Source organism: Pseudoclavibacter sp. JAI123 (assembly GCF_013409665.1).
Classification (GTDB): Bacteria; Actinomycetota; Actinomycetes; order Actinomycetales; family Microbacteriaceae; genus Pseudoclavibacter.
Map to the genome: position 1 here is coordinate 20,811 of NZ_JACCCM010000002.1, position 21,637 is coordinate 42,447.

Below are 21,637 nucleotides of genomic sequence, written 5' to 3' on the forward strand. Positions count from 1 at the left end.
TAGACTTGGCCTCGATCTTGCATTCCTCCGGGTATCTCTACCTAGAGAAAGATTTTGCCACAGCGTCATTTTCCAGGCAAGGGGTAATTCGTGAGCCCAGGCACGACCAAGCGCCCGGTCACCGTCGTTCTGCTTGCCGGCGTGCTCGGCGTGGAGGCCGCGATCCTCGCCGCCGTGACGGCATTCCTCGTCGTGGAGACCGCCGCGCAGGAGGCCAAGTTCCTCGCCTCATCCCTTGCGCTTGCTGGGCTCGCGCTTCTGGGGGGCGTGCTCCTTGCGCTCGTGGCCGTGTCGACGCTGCGTCTGCGCGCCTGGGTCCGCGGGGCTGCCATCACCTGGCAGATCATGCAGCTGGCAGTCGCCTGGGTGTTCCTCCAGGGCGACCTGGCCGTCTGGGCCGGCTGGGTGCTCGTCGCCATCAGCCTGCTCGGCATCGTCGCGGCCGTGCATCCGGCGACGGGCCGTGCACTGCGCCGCGACGACGACGAGGTGGAAGCGAGGGGCTAGACCCCGAGCAGCTTCAGGATCCGGGCGACGTGGCCCGCGGCGCGAACGTTGTAAAGGGCCTCGGTGATCTTGCCGTGCTCGTCGATCACGAAGGTCGAGCGGATGGGGCCCACGGCGACGCGACCGTACTTGTTGCGTTCTCCGTAGGCGCCGTAGGCGGTCTGCACGGCGTGGTCGGCGTCGCTCAGGAGCGTGAAGTCCAGGTGCTCGGCGTCGCGGAACTCGGCCAGCTTCTCCGGGTCGTCCGACGAGATGCCGAGGATCGTGTACCCGGCGGCGCGAAGGGGGGCATCGCTCTCGCGGAAGTCGCACGCCTCAGCCGTGCATCCAGGGGTGAATGCCTCGGGGTACGTGTAGAGGATGACGCGCTTGCCGCGGTAGTCGGAGAGGGAGACGGCGTGGCCGTCCTGATCTGTGAGGGTGAAGTCCGGAGCGTCTGCGCCCGGCTCGAGGCGGGTCGGAGTGGAGGTCGTCATGGCCTCAATCGTGGCATGTCGCGGCCGATTGGACTTCGAGTTCAAAACAGTGCTATTCTCTCTTGGTCGCCACGGAAACGGAACGACGCGCACCTCTAGCTCAATTGGCAGAGCAATTGACTCTTAATCAATGGGTTCTCGGTTCAAGTCCGAGGGGGTGTACGAGATAGGCCCGGTAGCTCTCGCCAGCTACCGGGCCTTCTTGCATCCTCGAGGGAGGCTCTCTTCGGGCTGGGAGGGCACCGGTCTGCCGTTCTCGGAGGCGCGGTGCTGGCACAATGGGCATGCACTGGCTTGGCGCGCAACGCGCCGACGACGAGGAGGCGGATTCCGTGACGATTGCACCCGGAGAACTTTGGGCGAACTGGCCGCGGACCGCACGCGCGAACCCGTCGAGCATCGTTGCTCCCAGGACTGCGCTCGAGGTCCAGCAGGTCGTCGCCGAGGCCTACAGCAGGGGCAGGCACGTGCGTCCCGTCGGTGCGAGCCACACCTCGAATGCGCTGGCCGCGGCCCCGGACATCCTCCTCGACGCCCGAGGCCTCCGCGGCATGAACTGGATCGACCTCGACAGCCATGAGGCGTCATTCGGTGCCGGCACGACGATCGCCGAGGCCGGGGCCCTGCTCGAGACCTACGGATGGCAGCTGCAGAACATCCCGAACAACCCCGCCGTGACTCTCGGAGGCGCGATCGCCACGGGCAGCCATGGCACTGGTGCTCGTTTCGCGAGTCTGTCATCGCAGCTCGTCTCCGCGACGCTCGTCTCCGGGACCGGCGAGCTCGTCACGGTGAGCGCCCACCAGGACCTCGAGCTGTGGCCTTCGGTGAAGCTCAGCCTCGGCGCGCTCGGCATCTTCACGGAGCTCGTGTTCCGCATCGTGCCCGGCTACCGCATCCGCACCTCTGAGGAGCAGATGCGCATGAGCGAACTCGTCGACGAGTTCGCTGTGCTCGCCTCAGGCGCTGACCACTTCTCGGCGAGCTGGCGGCCGCACACCGATGAGGTGTTCGTGACGCAGGGGTTCCGCGAATCCGGCGAGATCGCCGACGAGCCGACGCCCTCACGCCGTTCCGCATCCTTCGGCGCGCTCGGCGAGATGCTCGCCATCGGCCTGTCGAAGTCGCTGCCGTTGCTCACCCCCGCGGTGAACAAGCTCGCGAACCGCGTGCATCCGGTCGGCGAGTCGACCCTGGGGCCCATGCGAGCGCTCGCGGAGCCCGCCCCGGTGCGCTTCGCGTCACTCGAGTACTCGTTCCCCATCGCCGAGACCCCAGAGGTGCTGCGTGCGCTCGACGAGACCCTCGAGCGAGCGCACCTCAACCTCCCCTACGCCGTTCGCATCTCGACGACTGCCGCCGACGACGCGTTCCTGTCCAACGCATACGGCAGGGCTGTCGGGAACATCACGGTGCGCGTGCCGTCCACGCTCGACGCGCGCGCGATCTTCACCGCTGCCGAGGACCTCTTCCTGAGCCTTGGCGGCCTCCCGCATTGGGGCAGCTTCCACACGGTGCGTGCGGAGGAGTTCAAGCACGTCATCACGCGTTTCGGCGATTTCCACACGGCGCGCGAACGACTGGATCCGGAGGGCGTGTTCGACAACGCACACCTCAAGCGCGTCCTCGGGGCGCACTGAGTCGACCGCGTTCGAGCGGGGCCTGAGTCGTCTGCTGGCCCGTGCCGACGCTCGTCGAGCGTGATGAGCGGATGCGCGTCGAAGCGCGGACGCCTACAGGGGCTCGTCGGCTCGCGGGTCGTCCAGGTTGCGCCAGGGGCGGTCACGCCACCTGAACGCTCCGGCCCGGTGCAGGATCCAGGCGGCGAGCATCGCCCCGACGGCACCGGATGCGCCGCCGACGAGGAGCGCCGCGCGCGGCCCGAACAGTTCGACGATCCACCCCATGACGGGGGCACCGACGGGCGTCCCGCCGAGGAAGATCGCCATGTACAGCGAGAGGACCCGCCCGCGCATGGAGGGCTCGACGCTTCCCTGGACGAGGGCGTTGGCCGTGGTGATCGCGCTGAGCGAGGTGAAGCCGATGGGGATGAGGGCCACGGCGAACAGCCAGAACGTCGGCGCCAGGGCGGCTGCCAGGCAGCTGAGCGCGAAGAACACGCTCGACGACAGCAGGACACGGAACCGGGCTCGCTCGCGCTTCGCGGCCAGCAACGCGCCCCCGAGCGAGCCGATGGCGAGGATCGAGGAGAGCAGGCCGAAGCTATCCGCGCCGCCACCGAACTCCATGGTCGTCATGGTCGCCGTGTAGATGGGGAAGTTCAGGCCGAAGGTGCCGAGGAGGAAGACCAGGACCAGGACCGCGACGATGTCCGGGCGCCTCGCGACGTAGCGGATGCCCTCGCGGATCTGCCCGCGGCCGCGTTTCGACGGGGGAGCGGGGAGCAGATCCGAGCCGCGCATGGCCAGAAGGGCCGCGATGGTCGCGAGGTACGTGAGCGCGTTGACGAGGATCACGGGGCCCGCGCCGATGAGGACCGTGAGGACTCCGGCGACGGCCGGCCCCAGCATCCGGGCGCCGTTGAACGACGCCGAGTTGAGGGCTACGGCGTTCGAGAGCAGCTTGAGGCCCACCACCTCGGAGACGAACGCCTGGCGCGCTGGCGCGTCCAGGGAGGCCGCGCAGCCGAGCAGCAGTGCGAAGACGTAGACGTGCCAGAGCTCCGCGGCGCCCGCCGTCACGATGGCGCCGAGCGCGAGGGCGAGCACGGCCATGACCGACTGCGTCCAGATGAGCACCTTCCGCTTCGAGAAGCGGTCGGCGATGACGCCGGCGTACGGCGCCAGCAGCAGCTGCGGGCCGAACTGCAGGGCCATGACGACGCCAAGCGCGGTGGCGTCGTTGTCGGTGAGCTCGGTGAGCACGATCCAGGCCTGCGCTGTGCGCTGCATCCACGTGCCGACGTTGGAGGTCAGGGACCCCGCGAACCAGATGCGGTAGTTCCGTTCGCCGAGCGACCGGAACATGGAACTCACGGTGGCTGCTCCCTGGGGGTGGTCGGATGTGCGGGGTGCACAATGTAATAGTTGTGGCCGCAAGTATGTATGTGAAGGTCACAAAATGATCTCACGTACAATGACGCCGGTCGTCGAACCCGAGGAGAGCCGCAATGGCAGACAAGAACCGCGAACACATTCAGAAGCTTCGCGAGGAGGCGAACGCCATCCGCAAGCAGGAGGAGGCGCGCGCCCGGCGCGGTCGCGTGCTCACGCAGGTGGGCATCATCGTCGGGGCCGTCGTCGTGCTCGGCGCGATCGTGCTGCTTGCCGTCTTCGGCTCGACCTGGTTCGGCAAGAAGATCGAGCTGACCGCCGATGGCACGGTGGCGGTGCAGCGCCTCGACGGTTCGAGTGTCGAGCAGCCCATCGAGGTCGTCGACAACTCGGCGATCGTCGTCGGTGCAGCGGATGCCCCCGTCAAGATCGACTACTACTACGACTACTCGTGCCCCCACTGCGTGGACTACCACGAGCAGACTGGGGCGGTCTACAACGATCTCGTCGCCGCAGGTGACGCCCAGGTGACCTACCACGCGATCAACATCGTGGCCCCGTACGGTGCTGAGGCCGCCGCGGCGATCGCCTCCACCGTCGCCTACCAGCCGTCCGCGTTCTTCGAGGTCCACGACGGCCTGTTCGGAATCCCAGGCCAGACGCAGACCAGCTGGGGTCCCGCTGACTACGCATCGGCGCTGAGCCAGCTCGGTGTGACGAACGAAGAAGCCCTCGCCGCGGCCACCAACGGCGAATTCTCGGGGTGGGCCGCCGCGAACACGGCTGCGTCGCGCGAGGCCGGCGTCTCGGGAACCCCGAGCATCTTCGTCGACGGCGAACTGCAGCAGACGCCCCCGACCGTCGAGACGCTCATGGCGCTCGCCGGCACCGCGAACGCCGGCGAGTAGCGGCGGCGCACGATGACGAGCTCCCCTGAGACGGCAGAGGCCGGCGCGGCGGACGAGCAGGGCGGCGTCTCCCGCCTGCCCTGGCTCGTGCGCACGCCGCGGAACGTTGCGTGGGCGCTTGTCGTCTTCGGCGGCGTGGGGCTCCTCGCGAGCTTCTTCCTCACCGTGGAGTACATCCACAAGCTGCAGGCGCCGAACGAGGCGCTGGTCTGCGATCTGAGCATCTTCGTCACGTGCGGTCCGGCCATGCAGTCCTCAGCTGGTGCGATCCTCGGCTTCCCGAACATCATCATCGGCCTCGTGACGTTCGCCGTGACGGTCGCGATCGGAGCTGGCATCTTCGCGGGTGCGAGCTACCGTCGCTGGTTCTGGGTCGCCTTCCAGGTCGGTCTGGTGGGCGCCGCGGCGCTCGTCAGCTACCTGCAGTGGTACAGCGCCTTCGAGCTCGCGCGCCTGTGCCTCTGGTGCATGATCATCTGGGCGGCGACCATCCCTCTCGTCTCTACGGGGACGATCTTCAACCTCGTGCACGGGCACCTGGGTGCCGGCGCGAAGCGAGTGGGGGAGAAGCTCGCACCGTTCCTCGTGACGATCATCATCGTCTGGTACCTGGTCGTCGTCGCGGTCGTCTTCGCGGGGCTCCTCCCGTACTTCGCCATCTAGGCGCACGCAGCGCGTAACGAAGAACCCCGGTCCGAACACGGACCGGGGTTCTTCGTTACGCGCTGCTCAGTGCTGTGCGCGCGTGGAGAGAGGCTCAGGCGATCTTGCGCTCTTCGGCCAGGGATGCTCGCGCTGCGAGGTCAGCCGGGCGAGGGGTCACCGTCTCGACGAGGTCCTCAAGCGACTCCTCGGGCTTGAGGAACGACTCGATAGCCTTCTGGCGTTCCGCTTCGCTCGCAGGAGCGAGGCGCACCGGCGCTTCGTCGCCTGCTTCCAGCGCTGCGACGGTTCCCAGTGTGTTCTGGATGCGGCGCACGAGGTCGGCGACCATGATCTCGGAGAACATGGCGTCGTCGCCCGGCTCGCGGTCTGGGCGCCACTCGAGGCGGTAGCGGCCTTCGGCCCCGAACATGTCGTCGAGGAGGAGGGTGAGCTCCTCGCGGGCCTCGTCGCTCATGATCGCGCTGGGCTCGAGCAGGCGCGGTGGCTCCAGCTCGCTTCCCGGGCGCTCGAGGCCGGAGAAGTTGGGGTGGCCGCCCAGGGGCATGGCCGGGCGTGCCGACGGTGCGGATGCAGCGGGGATAGGGGCCGGGATGGCACCCATCTGATGCTGGGGGAGCGACGGCAGCGTCGTGGCCGTCTGCTGGGCGGTGGGCTGCGTCGAATCTGCGATCGACGTGGCTTCACCCTCGGGGTGTCGCCGCTTGCGGAACCAACCGAACACGGAGTCCCCTTTCTGCACCTGGATTGTGAGCTCGTGAACCGGGACAGGTCTTCTGCCGCGGATTGAGACAGCACTAGTCTCACGGCGTTCGTGCGGCGTGTCGACAGACACGCCGCACGACGCTCGGATTGTTAGTCGAGCTCTAGCTTCTTCTGGTTCGCGTCGTCCATGACGGCGCTGATCGCCAGGGCCGTGGAGATGCCCCAGGCCAGCCAGACGAGCACTGCTCGCCAGCGCTTGGTCTCCATCGAGGTCTGTCGGACGACACCCACGATGCCGAAGACCGAGGACAGGATCGCGCCGTTGGTGAGGAATTTGCGCATGGGTTCCGCTCCCTTGTGCCGGGGCCGCGTCGTTGTGATGCCGCCAGCGTTCTGATTGACGTCGTCAGGGTAGCGGTGTCGTCTGGCCATCCGATGAAGTGTGGATGCGATCTCGACGCTGTGCGGAGGTGGGGTGCCACGGCTGAGCGGCGGGACATTCTCGTATTCGTGGCGTCGAGAGGTGTTCCGGCCGTCGTCGGCTGGTGGAATTGGTCCGGGCCAAGTTAGCGTGCATTCATCATCCGCGCGAATGCGCGAGTGATGTCGGCAACTGCACACCCCGGTGCAGCTGTGTCCCCTGACGCAAGGTCTCATCGATGAACCCTCCCTCCCTGCCCAGAACCCGCATGGACTCCAACCCCGACAAGCAAGCCGGGCTCACCCGGCGAGGGGTGCTCGCCAGCACCGCCTGGATCGCGCCCGTGCTCCTGGCGGCGACCGCGGCTCCACTCGCCGCCGCGTCGACGTGTCAGTCCCCGTCCGGCCTGTACAGCACGCGTGCGGGAGCGCGCCTGCTCCACGGGTCGCTCGCCGGTGTGTCATTGAACGCGGTCACGGGTCTCACCGGCTCGCCGGCGAGCAACAGTGCCGGGTCCCCGCCGATCGTCACGGTGGCAGGGCCCGCCACTCTCGCCCCGCTCAGCGGAGCCGCCGCTGTGCTCAGCGGAATCCTCACGCTCGCCGATGCGAACCTCGGCGTCGTCCACCAGTTCGCGCGCGCGAACCGTGACGGTGGTTCCCTCGGCGCGGTCGGCGCCGTGTCGGACAGCGGCAGCATCACCCTCAATCCCGATCCCTACGCCGCACCCGATCTCGCGCGCGTCGAGCTGAAGGGCCTGCTCGAGAACCTGGCGGGCGCCCCCGCGGCGGATCTCGTCGGTGCGGTCTCCGATGTCGCTCTTGTCGTCGGCGCCGTCGGCGCTCGCAGTGAGATCGCGGATCCGTGCGCCGAACCGGTCGCCTTGCGTCAGTACCTCATGAGCCATCTTGCGCTCGAGCTCTCCACGCCAGCGGCCGGCGCGCTCGTCTCCGCGCTCACGGCCGGTCTGCCGACCCTCGCCGTCGACACGTCGCGAATCCTGGGGCCGCTCTCGTCGATACCGTTGCTTGGCGGGATCTTCGACGCCGCCAACATATCGGTGTCCGTGTCGATCGCCGCTGACGCGCTCCTGCAGCCCCTGCCCGGCGACGGCTCGGCCGCGCTGACGCTGGATGCCGAGGCCGGGATGGTCTCGCTCGACCTCTCGACCCTCTTCGGAGGGCCCTACGTCGCGGGCACGCCGGGGTGGCTCAACGGGCTTGCACCGAACACGGCGCTCTTCGCCTCAGGGGTCCCGGTGTCGGCCGTCTCGACGATCCTGGACCAGTGGGTCTCGGCACTGCTCGCTCGGCTTGCGTCGAGCGTGGCCATCACCGTGACGACGGGTTCTCTGAAGCTCTCCGGCACGCTCGCGCAGTTCGCGAGCGGCACGGCGACCTTCACCACCGGCAACAGGCTCACCGACCGGCTCCTCGGCGGGCTCATGGGCGGTGTCATGGTCGCGGTCGCGGGGAGCGTCGAGGCGGCGCTCGAGGCGCTCCTCGACCCAGCAGGGGTCCTCTCGGTCGAGCTCACGGCCATCACTGACCTCCTCTCTGCCGCGCTCCTCCTGCTCAGCGATGTGCTCGCCCTCACCGTCAACGCGCAGAACCACCTCCCCGGTTCGCTGCCCTCCGCGTCGACGGTGCCAGGCCAGTTCGAGGTCACCGCGCTCCACGTCGGCGTGATCGGCGCGGCTTCGCTGCTGGCCCTCTCCATCGGTCATGCGGTCGCCGGCCCCAACGTGCCCCGCGCCTGAACCGCGGGGGTGAGCTGACCGGTCAGGATGCGCCCCGCTCGCGCATCCTGACCGATCGGTTGAACTCTGACCGTTCGGTCAATAGACTGCTCGCGTGACCGAGCAACCGCAGCCGAATCCCGAGCCCACGCAGCCCGAGCATCCTCGATCGGCGTCCCGCCAGCATCCGACCGACCTGCTCAAGCAGGCTGCCCTCGTCGAATTCGCCGCGCACGGCTACGAGGGCGCCTCGCTGCAGGAGATCGCAAGCAAGGCCGGGTACACGAAGGCCAACCTGCTCTACCACTTCGGTTCCAAGCAGGGCCTCTTCGAGCAGGCCGTGCTCGAGGCCCTCGGCGCGTTCGAAGAGCTCGTCGACTCCCTGCAGGACCTCGACATCGGCACCGAGGACAGGCGCCTCGTCGGCCCCTTCGTCGACTTCCTCCTCCAGCACCGCCTGGCCGTGCACATGTTCGTGAACCACCGCAGCACCGGTGCTGGCGAGTTCATCGCGACCCGAGTCGACCCCATCATCGAACGACTCGTCGCGGCGTTGTCGGAGGACGACCCGGACCGTGCGCTGCGCATCGCCATCGGCCTCGCGGGCGTCACCTACTGCCTCGCCAACGAGAACATCCCAGGCGAGGCGCGGACGCAGGAGCCGACACGCGACGAGCTCGTCGACGCGCTCACCTTCATCTCGGCCACGCGCCGCTAGTCGACAGGCAGACACCGCACTCATGGCCCTTCTCCTCTTCCGCATCTCCCGCGGCTCATACCGCCACCCATGGCGTGTGCTCTCCGCCTGGCTCCTGCTGCTCGCGGTCGCCCTCGGCGTCGGCGTCGCCGCGGGCGGAACCCTCAAGGAGTCCTTCGCGATTCCGGGCACGCAGTCGCAGGCGGCGCTCGACCGCCTCGGCGAGGTGTTCCCCGAAGCAGCCGGTGCCAGCGCCAGCGTCGTCGTCGTGACTCCCGCGGGCGACTCCGTCGACGACGAGCCGTACCGGAGCGCCATCGACGCCGCATCCGAGCGCATCGGCGAGCTCGACGGCGTCAGCCAGGCCCTCTCTCCCTTCTCGGAGTACGCGACCGACGCCGTGTCGGACGCCGCCGAGGCAGGCATCATCCGCGTCCAGTTCGACGGAACGAGCGAGGACATCAGCGACGAGCTGATCGCCGACGTCACTGAGGCAGGCACATCGCTCGAGGACTCCGGACTCCAAGTCGGGTTCGATGGGCAGATCTTCCAGAACCTCGAGTACGGGCTCACGCCGACCGAGATCGTCGGCGTCGTGTTCGCGGCGATCGTGCTCCTCGTGGCGTTCGGGTCGGTGCTCGCCGCAGGGCTCCCGCTCGTATCCGCCATCGTGGGGGTCGGCGTGACCATGGGCGGCATCCTCTTCGCCGCGAAGTTCGTGGTCGTCTCGAGCGCCACCCCCCTGCTCGCCGTCATGATCGGCCTCGCCGTCGGCATCGACTACGCACTCTTCGTCGTCTCGCGCCACCGAACGCAGCTCGCGAACGGCATGGACGCCGAGGAATCGACGGCGACCGCCGTCGGCACGGCAGGCAACGCCGTCGTCTTCGCCGGAGTGACCGTCATGATCGCGCTGCTCGGCCTCGTGATCGTCGGCATCCCGTTCCTCAGCGTCATGGGCATAGCCGCGGCTGCCGCCGTCTTCACCGCCATGGCGGCCGTCATCACCCTCGTCCCCGCGCTGCTCGGCTTTGCGGGCGAGCGGATGCGCCCCAAGGCCGGCTCGCGCGCGTTCCGTCGCGAGACCGGCGCAGATGCGAAGCCGACGATGGGCCGCCGCTGGGTGCGGCTCGTCATGAAGGCGCCGCTCCCGTTCGCACTCGCCGTCATCGCCATCCTCGGCACGCTCGCGATCCCGGCACTCGACCTCAAGCTCGCGCTCCCGTCCGGCGCATCCGAGCCGGAAGACAGCGTGGCGCACATCGGCTACGACCTCGTCGCAGAGCACTTCGGACCAGGCGCCAACGGGCCACTCATCGTGATGGTCGACATCACGCAGGGTGACAACGAGACCCTCCTGGACGACCTGCAGCTCATCGCCGACCGCGTCGCGGACGTCGACGGGGTCGACACCGTCGGCGACCCGCTGCCCAACACGACCGTGGACTCCGCGATCATCCAGGTCGTGCCCTCGACGGGCCCGGACGACGACGAGACGCTCCGAGTCGTCGGCGAGATCCGCGACCTCGGCGACGAGCTCGAAGCTGAGACCGGCATGGCGACCTCCGTGACCGGTGCGACCGCCATCGCGCTCGACATCTCCGACCGCCTCAACCAGGCGCTCCTGCCGTTCGCGGCCGTGGTCGTCGGGCTCAGCTTCTTCCTGCTCACGATGGTGTTCCGCTCGATCCTCGTCCCGCTCAAGGCGGCCCTGAGCTTCCTCCTGAGCGTGTTCGCCGCCTTCGGCGTCGTCGTCGCGATCTTCCAGTGGGGGTGGTTCGCCGACGCACTGCACGTCGTGCCCGGCCCCATCATCAGCTTTATGCCCATCCTGCTCATGGCCATCATCTTCGGGCTGGCCATGGACTACGAGGTCTTCCTCGTCTCCGGCATGCGCGAGGCGTACGTGCGCAGCGGCGACGCGCGGAACGCCGTCGAGACGGGCTTCGCGAACGGCGCACGCGTCGTCACCGCGGCCGCGCTCATCATGTTCTTCGTCTTCGCGGCCTTCGTGCCCGAGGGAGCCGGCGTCATCAAGGCCATCGCCCTCGGGCTCGCCGCCGGCATCTTCTTCGACGCCTTCCTCGTGCGGATGACGCTGGTGCCCGCCATCATGGCGATGCTCGGCAAGCGCGCCTGGGCCCTCCCAGCCTGGCTCGACCGCATCCTCCCCGACCTCGACGTCGAGGGCGAGCACCTTCGCCACTACCGCCAGAACGTCGAGTGGATGCGCGAGCAGCCAGACGGCATCGCCATGGGCGAGCTCGTGGCCGGAACCGAGACGACGGCCACGCGCCCCGTGACAGGTGGCATCGAGCGCGGCGGTGTGCTGCTCGTGGAGGGACAGCTCGCCGAGCGGCGGCTCCTCGCGGCCACCCTCGCGGGACGCATCGAACCCGTCGCCGGGCACGCCCACGCGCACGGGCACCTCACGCCCGGCGACGAGAGCGCCCTCATGCGACGCGTCGCCGTCGTGGACGCCTCGACGCTCGACGCCAGGTCGGCGGAGCTCACCGTGGGTGCCCTCCTCGAAGAGCGGCTGCGCCTCGGACGCGGAGCCACCGGGGGACCGGTGCCAGCCGCACTCGTCGACCAGGGCGTCGCCGAGGTCTCAGCAGCCGCGGCCAGACTCCGCGACGGCTCGCCCCGCGTGCAGGCCGGCACGAACCTCGGCGAGCTCCGGCCCGCATCGAGAGGCGTCGCCTTGGCGCGCATCGCGCTCGCGGAGGACCCCGAGGTCCTGATCGTCGATCTCGGCCCAGGAGCCGAACCCGAGGTGGCAACCCGCCTCGCCTCCTCCCTCCTCGCGGAGGTGAGCACGCTCGCCTCACCCGACACGACCATCGTGCTCGGACTCCCCAGCGGACTCGACCCCGCCGCAATCATCGGCAAGGTTCGACGTCCCGCTGGGCGCATCCGCCTCGACGCCGCGCCGGGCGCATCCGCCGACGCATCCACATCCACGCACGCCGCAACCAGCACGCACAAGGGAGCACTCGCATGAGCGCCGCCGTCCTCCACGCCGTCACGGCCGACCGCGGGGCGCTGCGCCGGCGGCGCCTGCGCAACCTGCTCGTCGCAATCCTCGTGCCCCTCGTCGTCGCCGGCGCCTACTTCGCCGGCCTCGCCGGCGCAGAGGCCCGCACCTCCGCGATCCCCGCCATGATCGTGAACAACGACCAGCTCCAGACCCAGACCGCGCCGGACGGCACCGAGACAACCGTCATCGCGGGCCGGCTCGTCGTCAGCGCGCTCACCGATCCCGACACGGCGACCGGCTTCGACTGGCAGCTCGCCAACGCCGACACCGCGGCGGCGGCACTCGAAGACGGCTCGGCGTACGTGGTCGTCACCATCCCGGAGGACTTCTCCGCTCGCATCACGGGCATCGCCGACGAGGGGGCGACCCCCGCCACGATCGACGTGACCACCGACCAGTCGCACGACTACCTCTCGCCCGCCATCGCCAACGGGCTCGCCGATGCGCTCACCGCCCAGTTCGGCACGCAGGTCACCGAGATGGTCGCCGTTCAGCTCTTCGACGGCATCGGCCAGACCGCGACCTCCCTCCGCGACGCCGCCGATGGGGCATCCCAGCTCGCCGACGGCGGCACGCAGCTCGGCACCGGCCTCGCCCAGTTCGCCGACGGCCAGAGCGAGCTCTCGACCGGACTCGTGCAGAGCGCGGACGGTGCCAGCGAGCTCTCGACCGGCGTGAGCACGTACGTCTCCGGCGTCAGCCAGCTCTCAAGCGGCATCACCCAGTACACCGGCGGCGTCGACCAGCTCTCCGCGGGCATCACGCAGTACACGAGCGGCGCCGACCAGCTCGCGGCTGGCGTCGGCCAGCTCGCCGCGCAGACGCCAGGACTCCGCACCGGCGGACAGCAGCTCACGGACGCGGGCACACAGCTCGAGGGATACTCGACCGCCGTCACGCAGGGCACCGCCACCTACCAGGAGCAGATCCGGCCGGCGCTCGTGGCCCTCAACGACTCCACGGACGGCCTCGTCGCCTGGTGCGCGGCCCTCGCCGACCCGACGTTGAAGACCCAATGCGAGACCCAGATCGCGGGCCTCGTCGGCACGACCGGCGGCGTCGACGGCCTCGTCGAGACCCTCGACGGGGCTACGAGCGAGCTGACCGCCGTGACCGACGGAGCAGACGACCTGAAGACGCTCGGCACCGGCCTCGTCACCCTGGCGGACGGCATCGACCAGCTCAACACCGGCGCCACGCAGCTCTCAGCGGGCTCCAGCAGCCTCACCACGGGCGCCTCCGACCTCGCGACCGCGGGCGACGAACTCGAGAGCGGCGCATCCCAGCTCGTCACCGGCGGAACCGAGCTCGAGACCGGCGCGAGCGCGCTCGCCACTGGTCTCGGGCAGCTCCGCGACGGGCAGCAGCTGCTCGTCGACGGAGTCGCCCCCATCCAGGAGGGCGTCGGCGAGCTCACCTCCGGCGCGAGCCAGCTGTCGACCGGACTGAGCGACGGTGCCGCGCAGGCGGAGAACGCCGTCGGCGATCCGGACGCGCTCGCGGAGGTCGTCGCCAACCCGGTCCAGACGAATCAGACCATGCAGCACGAGGTGAGCTTCGGCGAGATTCTCACCGCGCTCATCCTGCCCCTCGCGCTCTGGCTCGCCGCCCTCGCGACGACCCTCATGCGCCGCCTCGTGCCGACCGAGGCCTACGCGTCGATGGCGACGAACGGGCGCATCCTGCTCGACGCCGCGAGGCGCATGCTCCTGCCACTGGCCGCAGTGCTCTTCGCGGTCATCGTGATCGCCCACGGATTCGTCGGGGTGCCCGTGACCGCGGCCTTCGCGACGCTCGGCCTCGGCGCACTCTGCGCGCTCGCCCTCATCGGCCTGCACCTGCTCTTCACGACGCTCTGGGGGCGCCGGGCAGCAGCAGTCGCATCGATCGGCGTCCTGAGCATCCAGGTACTCGCCATGCGGGGGCTCGTGCCGCTCGAGCTGAAGTCGCCGTTCGTCGAGATGCTCTCCGGACTGCTCCCCGGAACGCACCTCGCCGCGGGGCTGCAGATCGCCTACTCGGGAGGAAGCACCTCCGGAGTGGTCACGGCGGCCATCGGCATGTTCGTCATCGCCGCGGTGTCGTTCGCGGCGGCGAGCCTCGTCATCGGGCGTCGGCGTCGCTCGAAGCCGTCACTCGTGGCCGGCCTCGCCGCAGGGCGCCGCGAGCTCGTCGCCGCGTAGACCCCGCGTCTCGGGGCAGCGTCTCGGGATGGAGAAATCACTTCGTTGGGGGAAGTTTCCCGCCACGAAGTGAGGATTCCAGCCCGAGTCGGGGTGGGCGGCTAGACCTCGTCGGGGACCGGGCGGCCCAGCTGCAGGTGATCGTGCGCGAACGCGACGGTCTCGCGGAGCATGCGCAGTCGGTCGGCCTCGTTCTTCGCCTTGCGTGTGTTCACCTCGGCGACGACGTGGCCCGACCAGCCGATCGAGGCGAGGTACTGCAGCGTCTCGGCGACGGGCTGCCCTCCCTCGCCGGGCGCGAGGTGCTCGTCGAAGAGCTTGTCGTTGACGTCGGGCGCCTGGCCGTCGCAGAGGTGGATGTGCCGCAGTCGGTCGCCGGCCGCCTTCGCCATCTGCAGGGAGTCGCGTCCCGAGAGCGCGGCGTGCGAGAAGTCGAGGGTGATGGCGTCGCAGTCCATGTCGACGGGGTCGATGCCGGGCTTGTACGCCTGCAGCGCCCGCCCGGACACCTTCCACGGGAACATGTTCTCGACGGCGATCTCGGTGCCCGTGTCTGCGTTGATCTCGCGGACGATCTCGAGGAAGTTCTCCGCGTATCCCGACTGCCACCGGAATGGCGGGTGGACGACGACGGTGGAGGCGCCGATGTCGCGGGCGAGCTCGGCGGAGCGCTGCAGCTTCGTGCGCTGGTCGCGGCCCCACACGAACTGCGTGAAGAGCAGAACGGGGGCGTGCACGGCGAGCACCGGGAGCTGGTACTTGTCGATGAGGCGCTTCAGCGCATCCACGCTGCGAGATGTCTGGTCGGTCGAGATCATGATCTCCATGCCGTCGAAGCCCGCGTCCCTGGCTATCTGGAACGACGTCTCGACAGACTTGGGGAACGTGCAGGAGGTGCTCATGCCGACGGTGATCATTTTCCGGAGATTACTCCCCCCGGCTGTCCGAAAGGTGACGGCGGCCGGAGCGCCTCAGGCGAGACGGTACTCGAGCTCGGGCCGCCCCGGGGTGCCGTACCTGGGGGTGCGATCGGCGGCGGAGGTGTCGACGAGGTGCTCGAGGTAGCGGCGCGCGGTGACGCGGGAGAGTGCCAGCTGCTCGGACAGCTCCTTCGCGGAGATGCCGGTTCCCGCCTCGAGGGAGCGCAGCGCGGAGATGACGCTCGCGAGGGTCTCGCTCGTCAGCCCCTTGGGGAGGCTCGCGTGCGGTGTGGCCTGTCGGAGGGACGCCAGTGTCTGATCGACCTCATCCTGGCTGGAGACGACGTGGTCGAAGAGACCGGCGCGGTACTCGCGCAGCGCCTCGAGCTTCTCCGCGAACGTCTGGAACGTGAACGGCTTGAGCAGGTAGTGGGCGATGCCGAGCGAGACCGCCTGCTTGACGGTGGCCGCCTCGCGCACGGCCGTCACGGCGATGATGTCGACGTCGTGACCTTCGGCCCGGAGTCGCCTCGCGACGTCGATGCCCGTCGCGTCCGGCATGTTGATGTCGAGGAGGACGACGTCGATGCGCTCGGTGTCGCCGTGGGCGGATGCACGGACCGCGAGGAGCGCGGCGGACGCCGTGCCCGCGACGGCGACGGTGCGGAACCCCGGCAGGCGGTCCACGTAGGAGGCGTGCGCCTGCGCTGTCAGCGGCTCGTCGTCCACGATGAGCACGTTCAGTGGTGTCGCCTGCGTCGCCCGCTCACCGTCCATTCGCGGCCTCCCAGTCGCGCGAGGCCCCGGCCTGCGCTGTGTCCGGGGCACGCAGCGGCAGGCACACCGTGAACGCCGACCCGTCGACCTCGATACTGCCGCCCGACCGGCGCACGGCCTGCCGCACCAGCGCGAGCCCGACCCCGCGCCCCTTGCCGGGCTTGCCGGACACCCCGAAGTCGAAGATGCGGCCCAGGAACTCCGGATCGGGCCCGTCGCCGCTGTCGCTCACCTCGATGAGCACCTCCCCGTCGAGCTCCTCGACGAGCACCCGCACGGCTGGGGCCGGCGTCGTGCGTGCCGCGTCGAGTGCGTTGTCGATGAGGTTGCCGACGATGGTGATGAGGTCGCGAGCAGCGGCGCTCGCGGGAACCCGCTCAGGCAGGTGCAGCTCGAAGCGCACATCCATCTCGTCTGCCTGCGCCGACTTGCCGAGGAGCAGCGCGACCAGCACGGGGTCCTCGATGGCTCGCACGAGCCGGTCGGCGAGCTCCTGGCTGACGTCGAGCGTCGAGCTCGCGAGCCGCATCGCCTCCTCGGGGCGGCCGAGCTCGATGAGCGCGATGATGGTGTGCAGCCGGTTCGCGAACTCGTGCGCCTGCGAGCGGAGCGCCGCCGCGAGCGTCTGCGAGGTCTCGAGCTCGCCGCTGAGCTCCTCGATGCGGGAGTGATCGCGCAGCGTGACGACCGTGCCGGCCGAGCGCGGTGCATCCTGACCGGGCCCGCGCGTCACGACGGCTTCGCTGTTCACGACGAGCACATGCCGTTCGGTGACGACGATCTCGTCGACGACCGCATCGCTGCGGAGCATGACCTCTCGCAGGATCTCAGGAGCGGCCAGGTCCTTGACCGGAACCGGGGCGGCCCGCGGGTCGAACGGCGGCAGGCCGAGGTACTCGCCGGCGACCACGTTGGCGAGCACGATCCTGCCCTTCGGGTCGATGAGCACGAGCCCCTCGTCGATCGACCGGAGCACACCCTCGTAGTAGGCGAACATGCGGGCGAGGTCCTCGGGGCCACGGTTGTCGGTCACCCGCCGAAGGTAGCGGCTGAGCGCCCAGGCTCCGGCGCCGCCGATGAGGAGAGCGCCGAGGGCCGACCAGAGGATCAGGGCGATGCGCGACCCCGTCGCGACGTGCGCGTTCGACACGGTCACACCGGCCGACACGAGGGCGACCACCTCGCCGTCGTCCCAGATCGGGGCGACGGCCCGGACAGACGGGCCGAGCGTGCCCGTGTAGGTCTCCGTGAAGGTCGAGCCGCCGAGCGCCGTGTCGATGTTGCCCTGGAACAGGCGCCCGATCTCCTCGGGGTTGCGGTGCGTGATGCGCACGCGGTCGGTGTCCATGATCGTGATGAAGTCGACGTCCGTGGAGTCGGAGATGACGATCGCGTACGGCTGCAGCGTGCTGCTCGGGTCGTCGGTCTCCAGCTGCTCGACGACGAACGGGTCGTGGGCGATGGTCTCGGCGACCGCCAGGCTGCGCAGCGCCGCGTCGTCCTCCGCCTCGCGCCGCGCATCCGCCCACACGATGACGACGCCGAGCCCGGTGAGCGCGAGGATCGCGACGAACTGCAGCACGAAGAGGCGCGTCGCAACGCTCCAGCTTGCGAATCGCACGGTTCCTCCTCGTCGTCGATGAGCGTGCCGCGTCGGATCTCGCCGCTGCGGGCGCGGTGAGAACAGTATGAACGCAAGTCGCGGCAGTTCTGCCGGTGAGCGGATGCTCGATCCATCGCTCCCGACGCAGCTCGCGTCGGATCTCAACGGAGAGAAGAAGGCAATGGCGCTCACATCTCAGGACACCAAGGCTCCGCGCAAGCGCGGGATCGACAAGACTCACTGGCTCTACATCGCCGTCATCATCGCGGTGCTCGCGGGCATCACCGTCGGCCTGGTCCTCCCGGAGTTCGGGAAGGCCCTCAAGCCCGTCGGCGAGGCGTTCGTGGCGCTCATCAAGATGATGATCGCCCCGATCATCTTCTGCACGATCGTGCTCGGCGTCGGCTCCATCGCGAAGGCGGCAACGGTCGGCAAGGTCGGCGGGCTCGCGCTCCTCTACTTCATCACGATGTCGACCTTCGCCCTCGCCATCGGCATGGTCGTCGGCAACTTCATCCACCCGGGCGAGGGGCTCAACATCGCGAGCGCCTCCTACGAGGCCGATGCGTCGAAGAGCGAGGGCACGGCCGACTTCCTGCTCGGCATCATCCCGACGTCGCTGTTCTCGTCGCTCACCGACGGCAGCATCCTGCAGGTGCTCTTCGTGGCCCTGCTGCTCGGCTTCGGCCTGCAGAAGATGGGCACGAAGGCGGCGCCCATCATCGACGCGATCGCGCAGATCCAGGCGCTCGTCTTCCGCGTGCTCGGCATGATCATGTGGGTCGCCCCGGTCGGCGCGTTCGGTGCCATCGCCGCGGTCGTCGGAGCGACGGGCATCGACGCGGTCATCGCGCTCGGCACCCTCATGATCGCCTTCTACATCACGTGCGCGCTCTTCATCGTCGTGGTGCTGGGCACGCTGCTGTGGCTCGTCGCCCGCGTGAACATCTTCAAGCTCATGAAGTTCCTCGGCCGCGAGTACCTGCTCATCGTCTCCACCTCGTCGAGCGAGGTCGCGCTGCCCCGCCTCATCGCGAAGATGGAGCACGTGGGCGTCTCGAAGTCGGTCGCCGGCATCACCATCCCGACCGGGTACTCGTTCAACCTCGACGGCACGGCCATCTACCTGACGATGGCGTCGCTCTTCATCGCCAGCGCGATGGGCACGCCGCTGTCCATCGGCGAGCAGGTGTCGCTGCTGATCTTCATGATGATCGCCTCGAAGGGCGCCGCCGGTGTCACCGGCGCCGGCCTCGCGACGCTCGCTGGAGGCCTGCAGGCCCACCGCCCCGACCTGGTCGACGGCGTCGGCGTGATCGTCGGCATCGACCGCTTCATGTCCGAGGCTCGCGCGCTCACGAACTTCACGGGCAACGCCGTCGCGACGGTGCTCGTGGGCACGTGGACGAAGGAGATCGACAAGCAGCGCGTCGACCTCGTCCTCAGCGGGGGCGCCCCGTTCGATGAGGCGACCATGAACGAGGACGTGCACGGCTCCACGGATCACTCCCGTGACGCGAAGAGCCAGCAGGTCATCGACGAGGAGCGCGTCACCGCGTAACCTGCGCCGCTGCGCCGCTGCCTACCGGCAGACCTGTGGGGTGTGCATCCGCTTCGAGAGAACCGGATGCACACCCCGCAGGTCTCTTGGCGGTTTCCGCCAGGGCGGGGGAGGAGCCAGGCGGGGGAGGTGTGGCGGGGAGTGCGCAGCCGGTGCGGCTACAGCCAGTCGCGCTTCTTGAAGACGATGTAGAGCACGACCGACGAGCCGATGACGAGGGACACCGAGGCGATGAGGCCCTCGACCTCGTCGTGGCCGGGGAAGTCGACGTTCATGCCGAAGAAGCCGGTGATGGCGGTCGGCACGGCGATGATCGCAGCCCAGCCCGTGACCTTCTTCATGATCTCGTTCATCCTGTTGCCCTGCAGGGCGATGCTCGTCTCGATGGCCGTCGAGATGTGATCCGCGAGCGTCTCGGACCACTCGGCGGCGAGCGCCGCATGGTCGCCGACGTCGGCGAAGTACGGGTGCAGCTCTGGCGCCACCTTCTCCTCTCCCTGGTGGATGAGGAGCGTGATCACCTCTTTCAGGGGGAGCGTCGCGTGGCGGAGCTTCGAGACGCTCCGCCGCAGCGTGAACGCGCGTCGCTGCACCTCGCTCGTGTCGGGCCGCTCGCTGAAGAGCCCGTCGCTGAGGGCCTCGATGACCTCGTCGAGCCGTTCGACGGAGTCGGTGTGGCTGTCGACGATGACGTCGAGGAGCGCCCAGACGAGCCAGGGGACCCGGTACGCGGAGAGCTCCTCGTTCTCGTCGAGGCGCTTCGCGACGGATTCGATGGGGAAGCCGGCTTCATGCACGGTGATGAGGATGCCCGGCAGGATGAACGCCGTCAGTCGGGAGATCGTGACGTCTCCCTGCTCGTCGCAGTCGGAGCTCGACAGCGTGAGCAGCAGGTGGGAGTCGAAACGCGCGAGACGAGGCCGCTCGAGGTGGGACCTCGCATCTTCGACGGCGAGCTGGTGCAGGTCGAGGAGCGAGGCCAGCTCGTCAAGGGCGCCTTCTTCGTCGAGCGTGAGGTCGACCCAGACCGTGCAGTCCCCGGTTGCGCGGTGCTCGGCGAGATTCGTGAGCGAGTGCTCGCCGCCGACCCGGTGTCCGTCGCGGTAGAGCCTCGTGGTCTGCATGCGGCTTATCGTACGACCGCTCTGGCGGGTGGTCGCCCGTAGCTGAGCCTCCGGATCGCCCATTCCGCGGGCCCCGGCTTGCCCATCCGCTCGAGGAGGACGGCACCGAGGAGCGTTGCGAGCCAGGTGCCGGTGCCGACGAGGAGCGCACCGCCGGTGCCCACGGTGGCGCCGAGCCCCATCGACCAGGCCGGCATGATCGCCAGGAAGATGACCGACTGTGCGAGGTAACCGGACATGGAGCGACGTCCGAGGGCGGTGAGCGCCCCGATCACCGGGCCGGGGCGGGAGCCGGAGCGCTGCGTGCCCGCGACGATCAGTGCGAAGAGCGCGGCGTAGCCGGCACCGGCCAGGATGCCGGTGGCCGCATGCAGTGAGCCTGCGAGGAACCAGACGGGGCCCGGCTCGAACCCGAGCGCCAGGCCGAAGGCGAAGGGGAGGCCCCCGAGGATGGCGGCCGAGACGCCACCGATCGCGATGCTGCGGACCGCGCGAGCGTGCTGCCACGGGCGCTCGAGCAGCTGGCTCCGGGCCATGAGCAGGCCCAGCATCATGGGCGGGAGCACGCCGAGGACGGTGAACGGCGCGAATGCGAGGAGCGGAAGGAACTCGCCGGCTCGCGCGAGCTGAGCGTCGAGGAGCGTCGCGCTCACGGCGGAGGGCATCATCGGATCGGCCGCGCCGCCCACCGCGGCGAGCCCGGACGCCGCCGCGCCGTCACCGCTGCCGAAGGCCACGGCGAGCGGGGCCGTGATGCCGAAGACCAGCCAGAGCACCCAGTTCGGCGACCTCATCAGCAGGATGAGCACGAACCCGGCGAGCGCGTACGTGTGCATGATGTCGCCCATGAAGAGGAGCAGTCCGTGCAGTGCCCCGAAGACGAAGAGCCACGCGTTGCGCCGCACGAGCAGCCGCCTGACGACGGGCCACGCTGTGCCGAGCGCTTCCTCACGCGTCACGAGCTGGTGTAAGCCGTAGGCGAACAGCAACGAGAACAGCGGGAAACTCCGGTTGTCGATGAACAGCGCGCCGAGGACATCCGCGACCCGGTCGCCGAGTCCGGCATCCACCGGACGGAACAGGATGCCCTGGTCCCTGCCGTACAGGTACACGGTGAGGTTCGCGATCGCGATGAACAGCAGAGCGAAACCACGCGCGGCATCGGGCGCCAGCGCACGCGCTCCCGTCGCCGTCGGCCGGGGTCCAGGCGGAGAATCATGCATGCACTCACGCTATCGAGCGAGGCATTCGGCACACACGCAGACAACTGCCAGGTAAAATCGATTCGTCCACACCGCTG

General features: G+C 69.2%; 18 protein-coding genes and 1 tRNA gene. 10 read left to right on the top strand and 9 right to left on the bottom strand.

All coding sequences use genetic code 11. The annotated features are described in order from the left end of the window. Positions 1-90 precede the first annotated feature (90 nt). On the top strand, positions 91-507 hold the full coding sequence (locus tag HDC34_RS12340) for a hypothetical protein (protein ID WP_179557204.1): 417 nt from the start codon (positions 91-93) through the stop codon (positions 505-507). Here the strand turns inward: HDC34_RS12340 and bcp are convergent. Further along, positions 504-983, bottom strand: coding sequence for a thioredoxin-dependent thiol peroxidase (gene bcp / locus HDC34_RS12345; protein WP_179557205.1), 480 nt, complete (start codon positions 981-983; stop codon positions 504-506). The genes HDC34_RS12340 and bcp overlap by 4 nt on opposite strands. An 89-nt stretch (positions 984-1,072) precedes the next feature. Between bcp and HDC34_RS12350 the strand changes: the two genes are divergently transcribed. Together HDC34_RS12350 and HDC34_RS12355 are read left to right on the top strand one after the other, a co-directional pair. Beyond that, positions 1,073-1,145 (top strand) — tRNA-Lys (locus HDC34_RS12350). Positions 1,146-1,315: 170 nt separating this feature from the next. Beyond that, positions 1,316-2,623, top strand: coding sequence for a D-arabinono-1,4-lactone oxidase (locus tag HDC34_RS12355; protein ID WP_179557206.1), 1,308 nt, complete (start codon positions 1,316-1,318; stop codon positions 2,621-2,623). 93 nt (positions 2,624-2,716) lie between these two features. Here HDC34_RS12355 and HDC34_RS12360 read toward each other — a convergent pair whose 3' ends face one another. Further along, positions 2,717-3,970: an MFS transporter gene (locus tag HDC34_RS12360; protein ID WP_218855264.1), complete on the bottom strand. Its 1,254-nt coding sequence runs from the start codon at positions 3,968-3,970 to the stop codon at positions 2,717-2,719. A 143-nt stretch (positions 3,971-4,113) separates the two neighbouring features. Between HDC34_RS12360 and HDC34_RS12365 the strand changes: the two genes are divergently transcribed. Further along, positions 4,114-4,905 carry a thioredoxin domain-containing protein gene (locus HDC34_RS12365; protein WP_104311077.1) on the top strand — a complete coding sequence of 264 codons (792 nt, stop codon included), beginning with the start codon at positions 4,114-4,116 and terminating at the stop codon, positions 4,903-4,905. Between the two features lie 12 nt (positions 4,906-4,917). Further along, positions 4,918-5,568: a vitamin K epoxide reductase family protein gene (locus HDC34_RS12370; RefSeq protein WP_104311078.1), complete on the top strand. Its 651-nt coding sequence runs from the start codon at positions 4,918-4,920 to the stop codon at positions 5,566-5,568. A gap of 94 nt (positions 5,569-5,662) precedes the next feature. On the opposite strand, the gene HDC34_RS12375 is transcribed toward HDC34_RS12370, so the two are convergent. Further along, a complete protein-coding gene (locus HDC34_RS12375; RefSeq protein ID WP_179557208.1) occupies positions 5,663-6,292 on the bottom strand; it encodes a hypothetical protein in 630 nt (209 codons plus the stop codon). A gap of 131 nt (positions 6,293-6,423) precedes the next feature. Further along, the gene (locus tag HDC34_RS12380) at positions 6,424-6,615 is read right to left on the bottom strand and encodes a hypothetical protein (RefSeq protein WP_068476980.1); all 192 of its coding nucleotides are present in this window, start codon (positions 6,613-6,615) and stop codon (positions 6,424-6,426) included. A 317-nt stretch (positions 6,616-6,932) separates the two neighbouring features. On the opposite strand from HDC34_RS12380, the gene HDC34_RS12385 reads away from it, so the two are divergent. From HDC34_RS12385 to HDC34_RS12400, 4 genes are all read left to right on the top strand, one after another. Continuing rightward, a complete protein-coding gene (locus tag HDC34_RS12385) occupies positions 6,933-8,453 on the top strand; it encodes a choice-of-anchor G family protein (RefSeq protein WP_179557209.1) in 1,521 nt (506 codons plus the stop codon). A gap of 94 nt (positions 8,454-8,547) precedes the next feature. After that, positions 8,548-9,150: a TetR/AcrR family transcriptional regulator gene (locus tag HDC34_RS12390; RefSeq protein WP_179557210.1), complete on the top strand. Its 603-nt coding sequence runs from the start codon at positions 8,548-8,550 to the stop codon at positions 9,148-9,150. Positions 9,151-9,172: 22 nt separating this feature from the next. After that, a complete protein-coding gene (locus HDC34_RS12395; RefSeq protein WP_179557211.1) occupies positions 9,173-12,133 on the top strand; it encodes an MMPL family transporter in 2,961 nt (986 codons plus the stop codon). Next, positions 12,130-14,352 (top strand): YhgE/Pip domain-containing protein, encoded by a 2,223-nt coding sequence (locus HDC34_RS12400; RefSeq protein ID WP_179557212.1) that lies wholly within the window; start codon positions 12,130-12,132, stop codon positions 14,350-14,352. The genes HDC34_RS12395 and HDC34_RS12400 overlap by 4 nt, the downstream gene beginning before the upstream one ends. A gap of 101 nt (positions 14,353-14,453) precedes the next feature. Here the strand turns inward: HDC34_RS12400 and HDC34_RS12405 are convergent, their stop codons facing one another. From HDC34_RS12405 to HDC34_RS12415, 3 genes are read right to left on the bottom strand one after another with little or no spacing between them, the layout of a single operon-like run. Continuing rightward, a complete protein-coding gene (locus HDC34_RS12405) occupies positions 14,454-15,269 on the bottom strand; it encodes a sugar phosphate isomerase/epimerase (RefSeq protein WP_179557213.1) in 816 nt (271 codons plus the stop codon). Between the two features lie 54 nt (positions 15,270-15,323). Beyond that, positions 15,324-16,049 carry a response regulator gene (locus tag HDC34_RS12410; protein WP_179557214.1) on the bottom strand — a complete coding sequence of 242 codons (726 nt, stop codon included), beginning with the start codon at positions 16,047-16,049 and terminating at the stop codon, positions 15,324-15,326. After that, positions 16,039-17,670 carry a sensor histidine kinase gene (locus tag HDC34_RS12415; RefSeq protein ID WP_179557215.1) on the bottom strand — a complete coding sequence of 544 codons (1,632 nt, stop codon included), beginning with the start codon at positions 17,668-17,670 and terminating at the stop codon, positions 16,039-16,041. The genes HDC34_RS12410 and HDC34_RS12415 overlap by 11 nt, the downstream gene beginning before the upstream one ends. Positions 17,671-17,833: 163 nt before the next feature. Between HDC34_RS12415 and HDC34_RS12420 the strand changes: the two genes are divergently transcribed. Beyond that, complete coding sequence (locus HDC34_RS12420; RefSeq protein WP_104311304.1) at positions 17,834-19,213, top strand: cation:dicarboxylate symporter family transporter; 1,380 nt, start codon at positions 17,834-17,836, stop codon at positions 19,211-19,213. A gap of 158 nt (positions 19,214-19,371) precedes the next feature. On the opposite strand, the gene HDC34_RS12425 is transcribed toward HDC34_RS12420, so the two are convergent. After that, a complete protein-coding gene (locus HDC34_RS12425; protein ID WP_179557216.1) occupies positions 19,372-20,337 on the bottom strand; it encodes a magnesium transporter CorA family protein in 966 nt (321 codons plus the stop codon). A 5-nt stretch (positions 20,338-20,342) separates the two neighbouring features. Then, positions 20,343-21,560, bottom strand: coding sequence for a DUF418 domain-containing protein (locus tag HDC34_RS12430; RefSeq protein ID WP_179557217.1), 1,218 nt, complete (start codon positions 21,558-21,560; stop codon positions 20,343-20,345). Positions 21,561-21,637 lie beyond the last annotated feature (77 nt).

Bases quoted from the DNA above. Each gene is read 5' to 3' on its own strand.
- bcp (WP_179557205.1), bottom strand. From the start codon at position 983: ATGACGACCTCCACTCCGACCCGCCTCGAGCCGGGCGCAGACGCTCCG.
- HDC34_RS12360 (WP_218855264.1), bottom strand. From the start codon at position 3,970: ATGTTCCGGTCGCTCGGCGAACGGAACTACCGCATCTGGTTCGCGGGG.
- HDC34_RS12365 (WP_104311077.1), top strand. From the start codon at position 4,114: ATGGCAGACAAGAACCGCGAACACATTCAGAAGCTTCGCGAGGAGGCG.
- HDC34_RS12370 (WP_104311078.1), top strand. From the start codon at position 4,918: ATGACGAGCTCCCCTGAGACGGCAGAGGCCGGCGCGGCGGACGAGCAG.
- HDC34_RS12380 (WP_068476980.1), bottom strand. From the start codon at position 6,615: ATGCGCAAATTCCTCACCAACGGCGCGATCCTGTCCTCGGTCTTCGGC.
- HDC34_RS12385 (WP_179557209.1), top strand. From the start codon at position 6,933: ATGAACCCTCCCTCCCTGCCCAGAACCCGCATGGACTCCAACCCCGAC.
- HDC34_RS12395 (WP_179557211.1), top strand. From the start codon at position 9,173: ATGGCCCTTCTCCTCTTCCGCATCTCCCGCGGCTCATACCGCCACCCA.
- HDC34_RS12400 (WP_179557212.1), top strand. From the start codon at position 12,130: ATGAGCGCCGCCGTCCTCCACGCCGTCACGGCCGACCGCGGGGCGCTG.
- HDC34_RS12405 (WP_179557213.1), bottom strand. From the start codon at position 15,269: ATGATCACCGTCGGCATGAGCACCTCCTGCACGTTCCCCAAGTCTGTC.
- HDC34_RS12410 (WP_179557214.1), bottom strand. From the start codon at position 16,049: ATGGACGGTGAGCGGGCGACGCAGGCGACACCACTGAACGTGCTCATC.
- HDC34_RS12420 (WP_104311304.1), top strand. From the start codon at position 17,834: ATGGCGCTCACATCTCAGGACACCAAGGCTCCGCGCAAGCGCGGGATC.
- HDC34_RS12425 (WP_179557216.1), bottom strand. From the start codon at position 20,337: ATGCAGACCACGAGGCTCTACCGCGACGGACACCGGGTCGGCGGCGAG.
- HDC34_RS12430 (WP_179557217.1), bottom strand. From the start codon at position 21,560: ATGCATGATTCTCCGCCTGGACCCCGGCCGACGGCGACGGGAGCGCGT.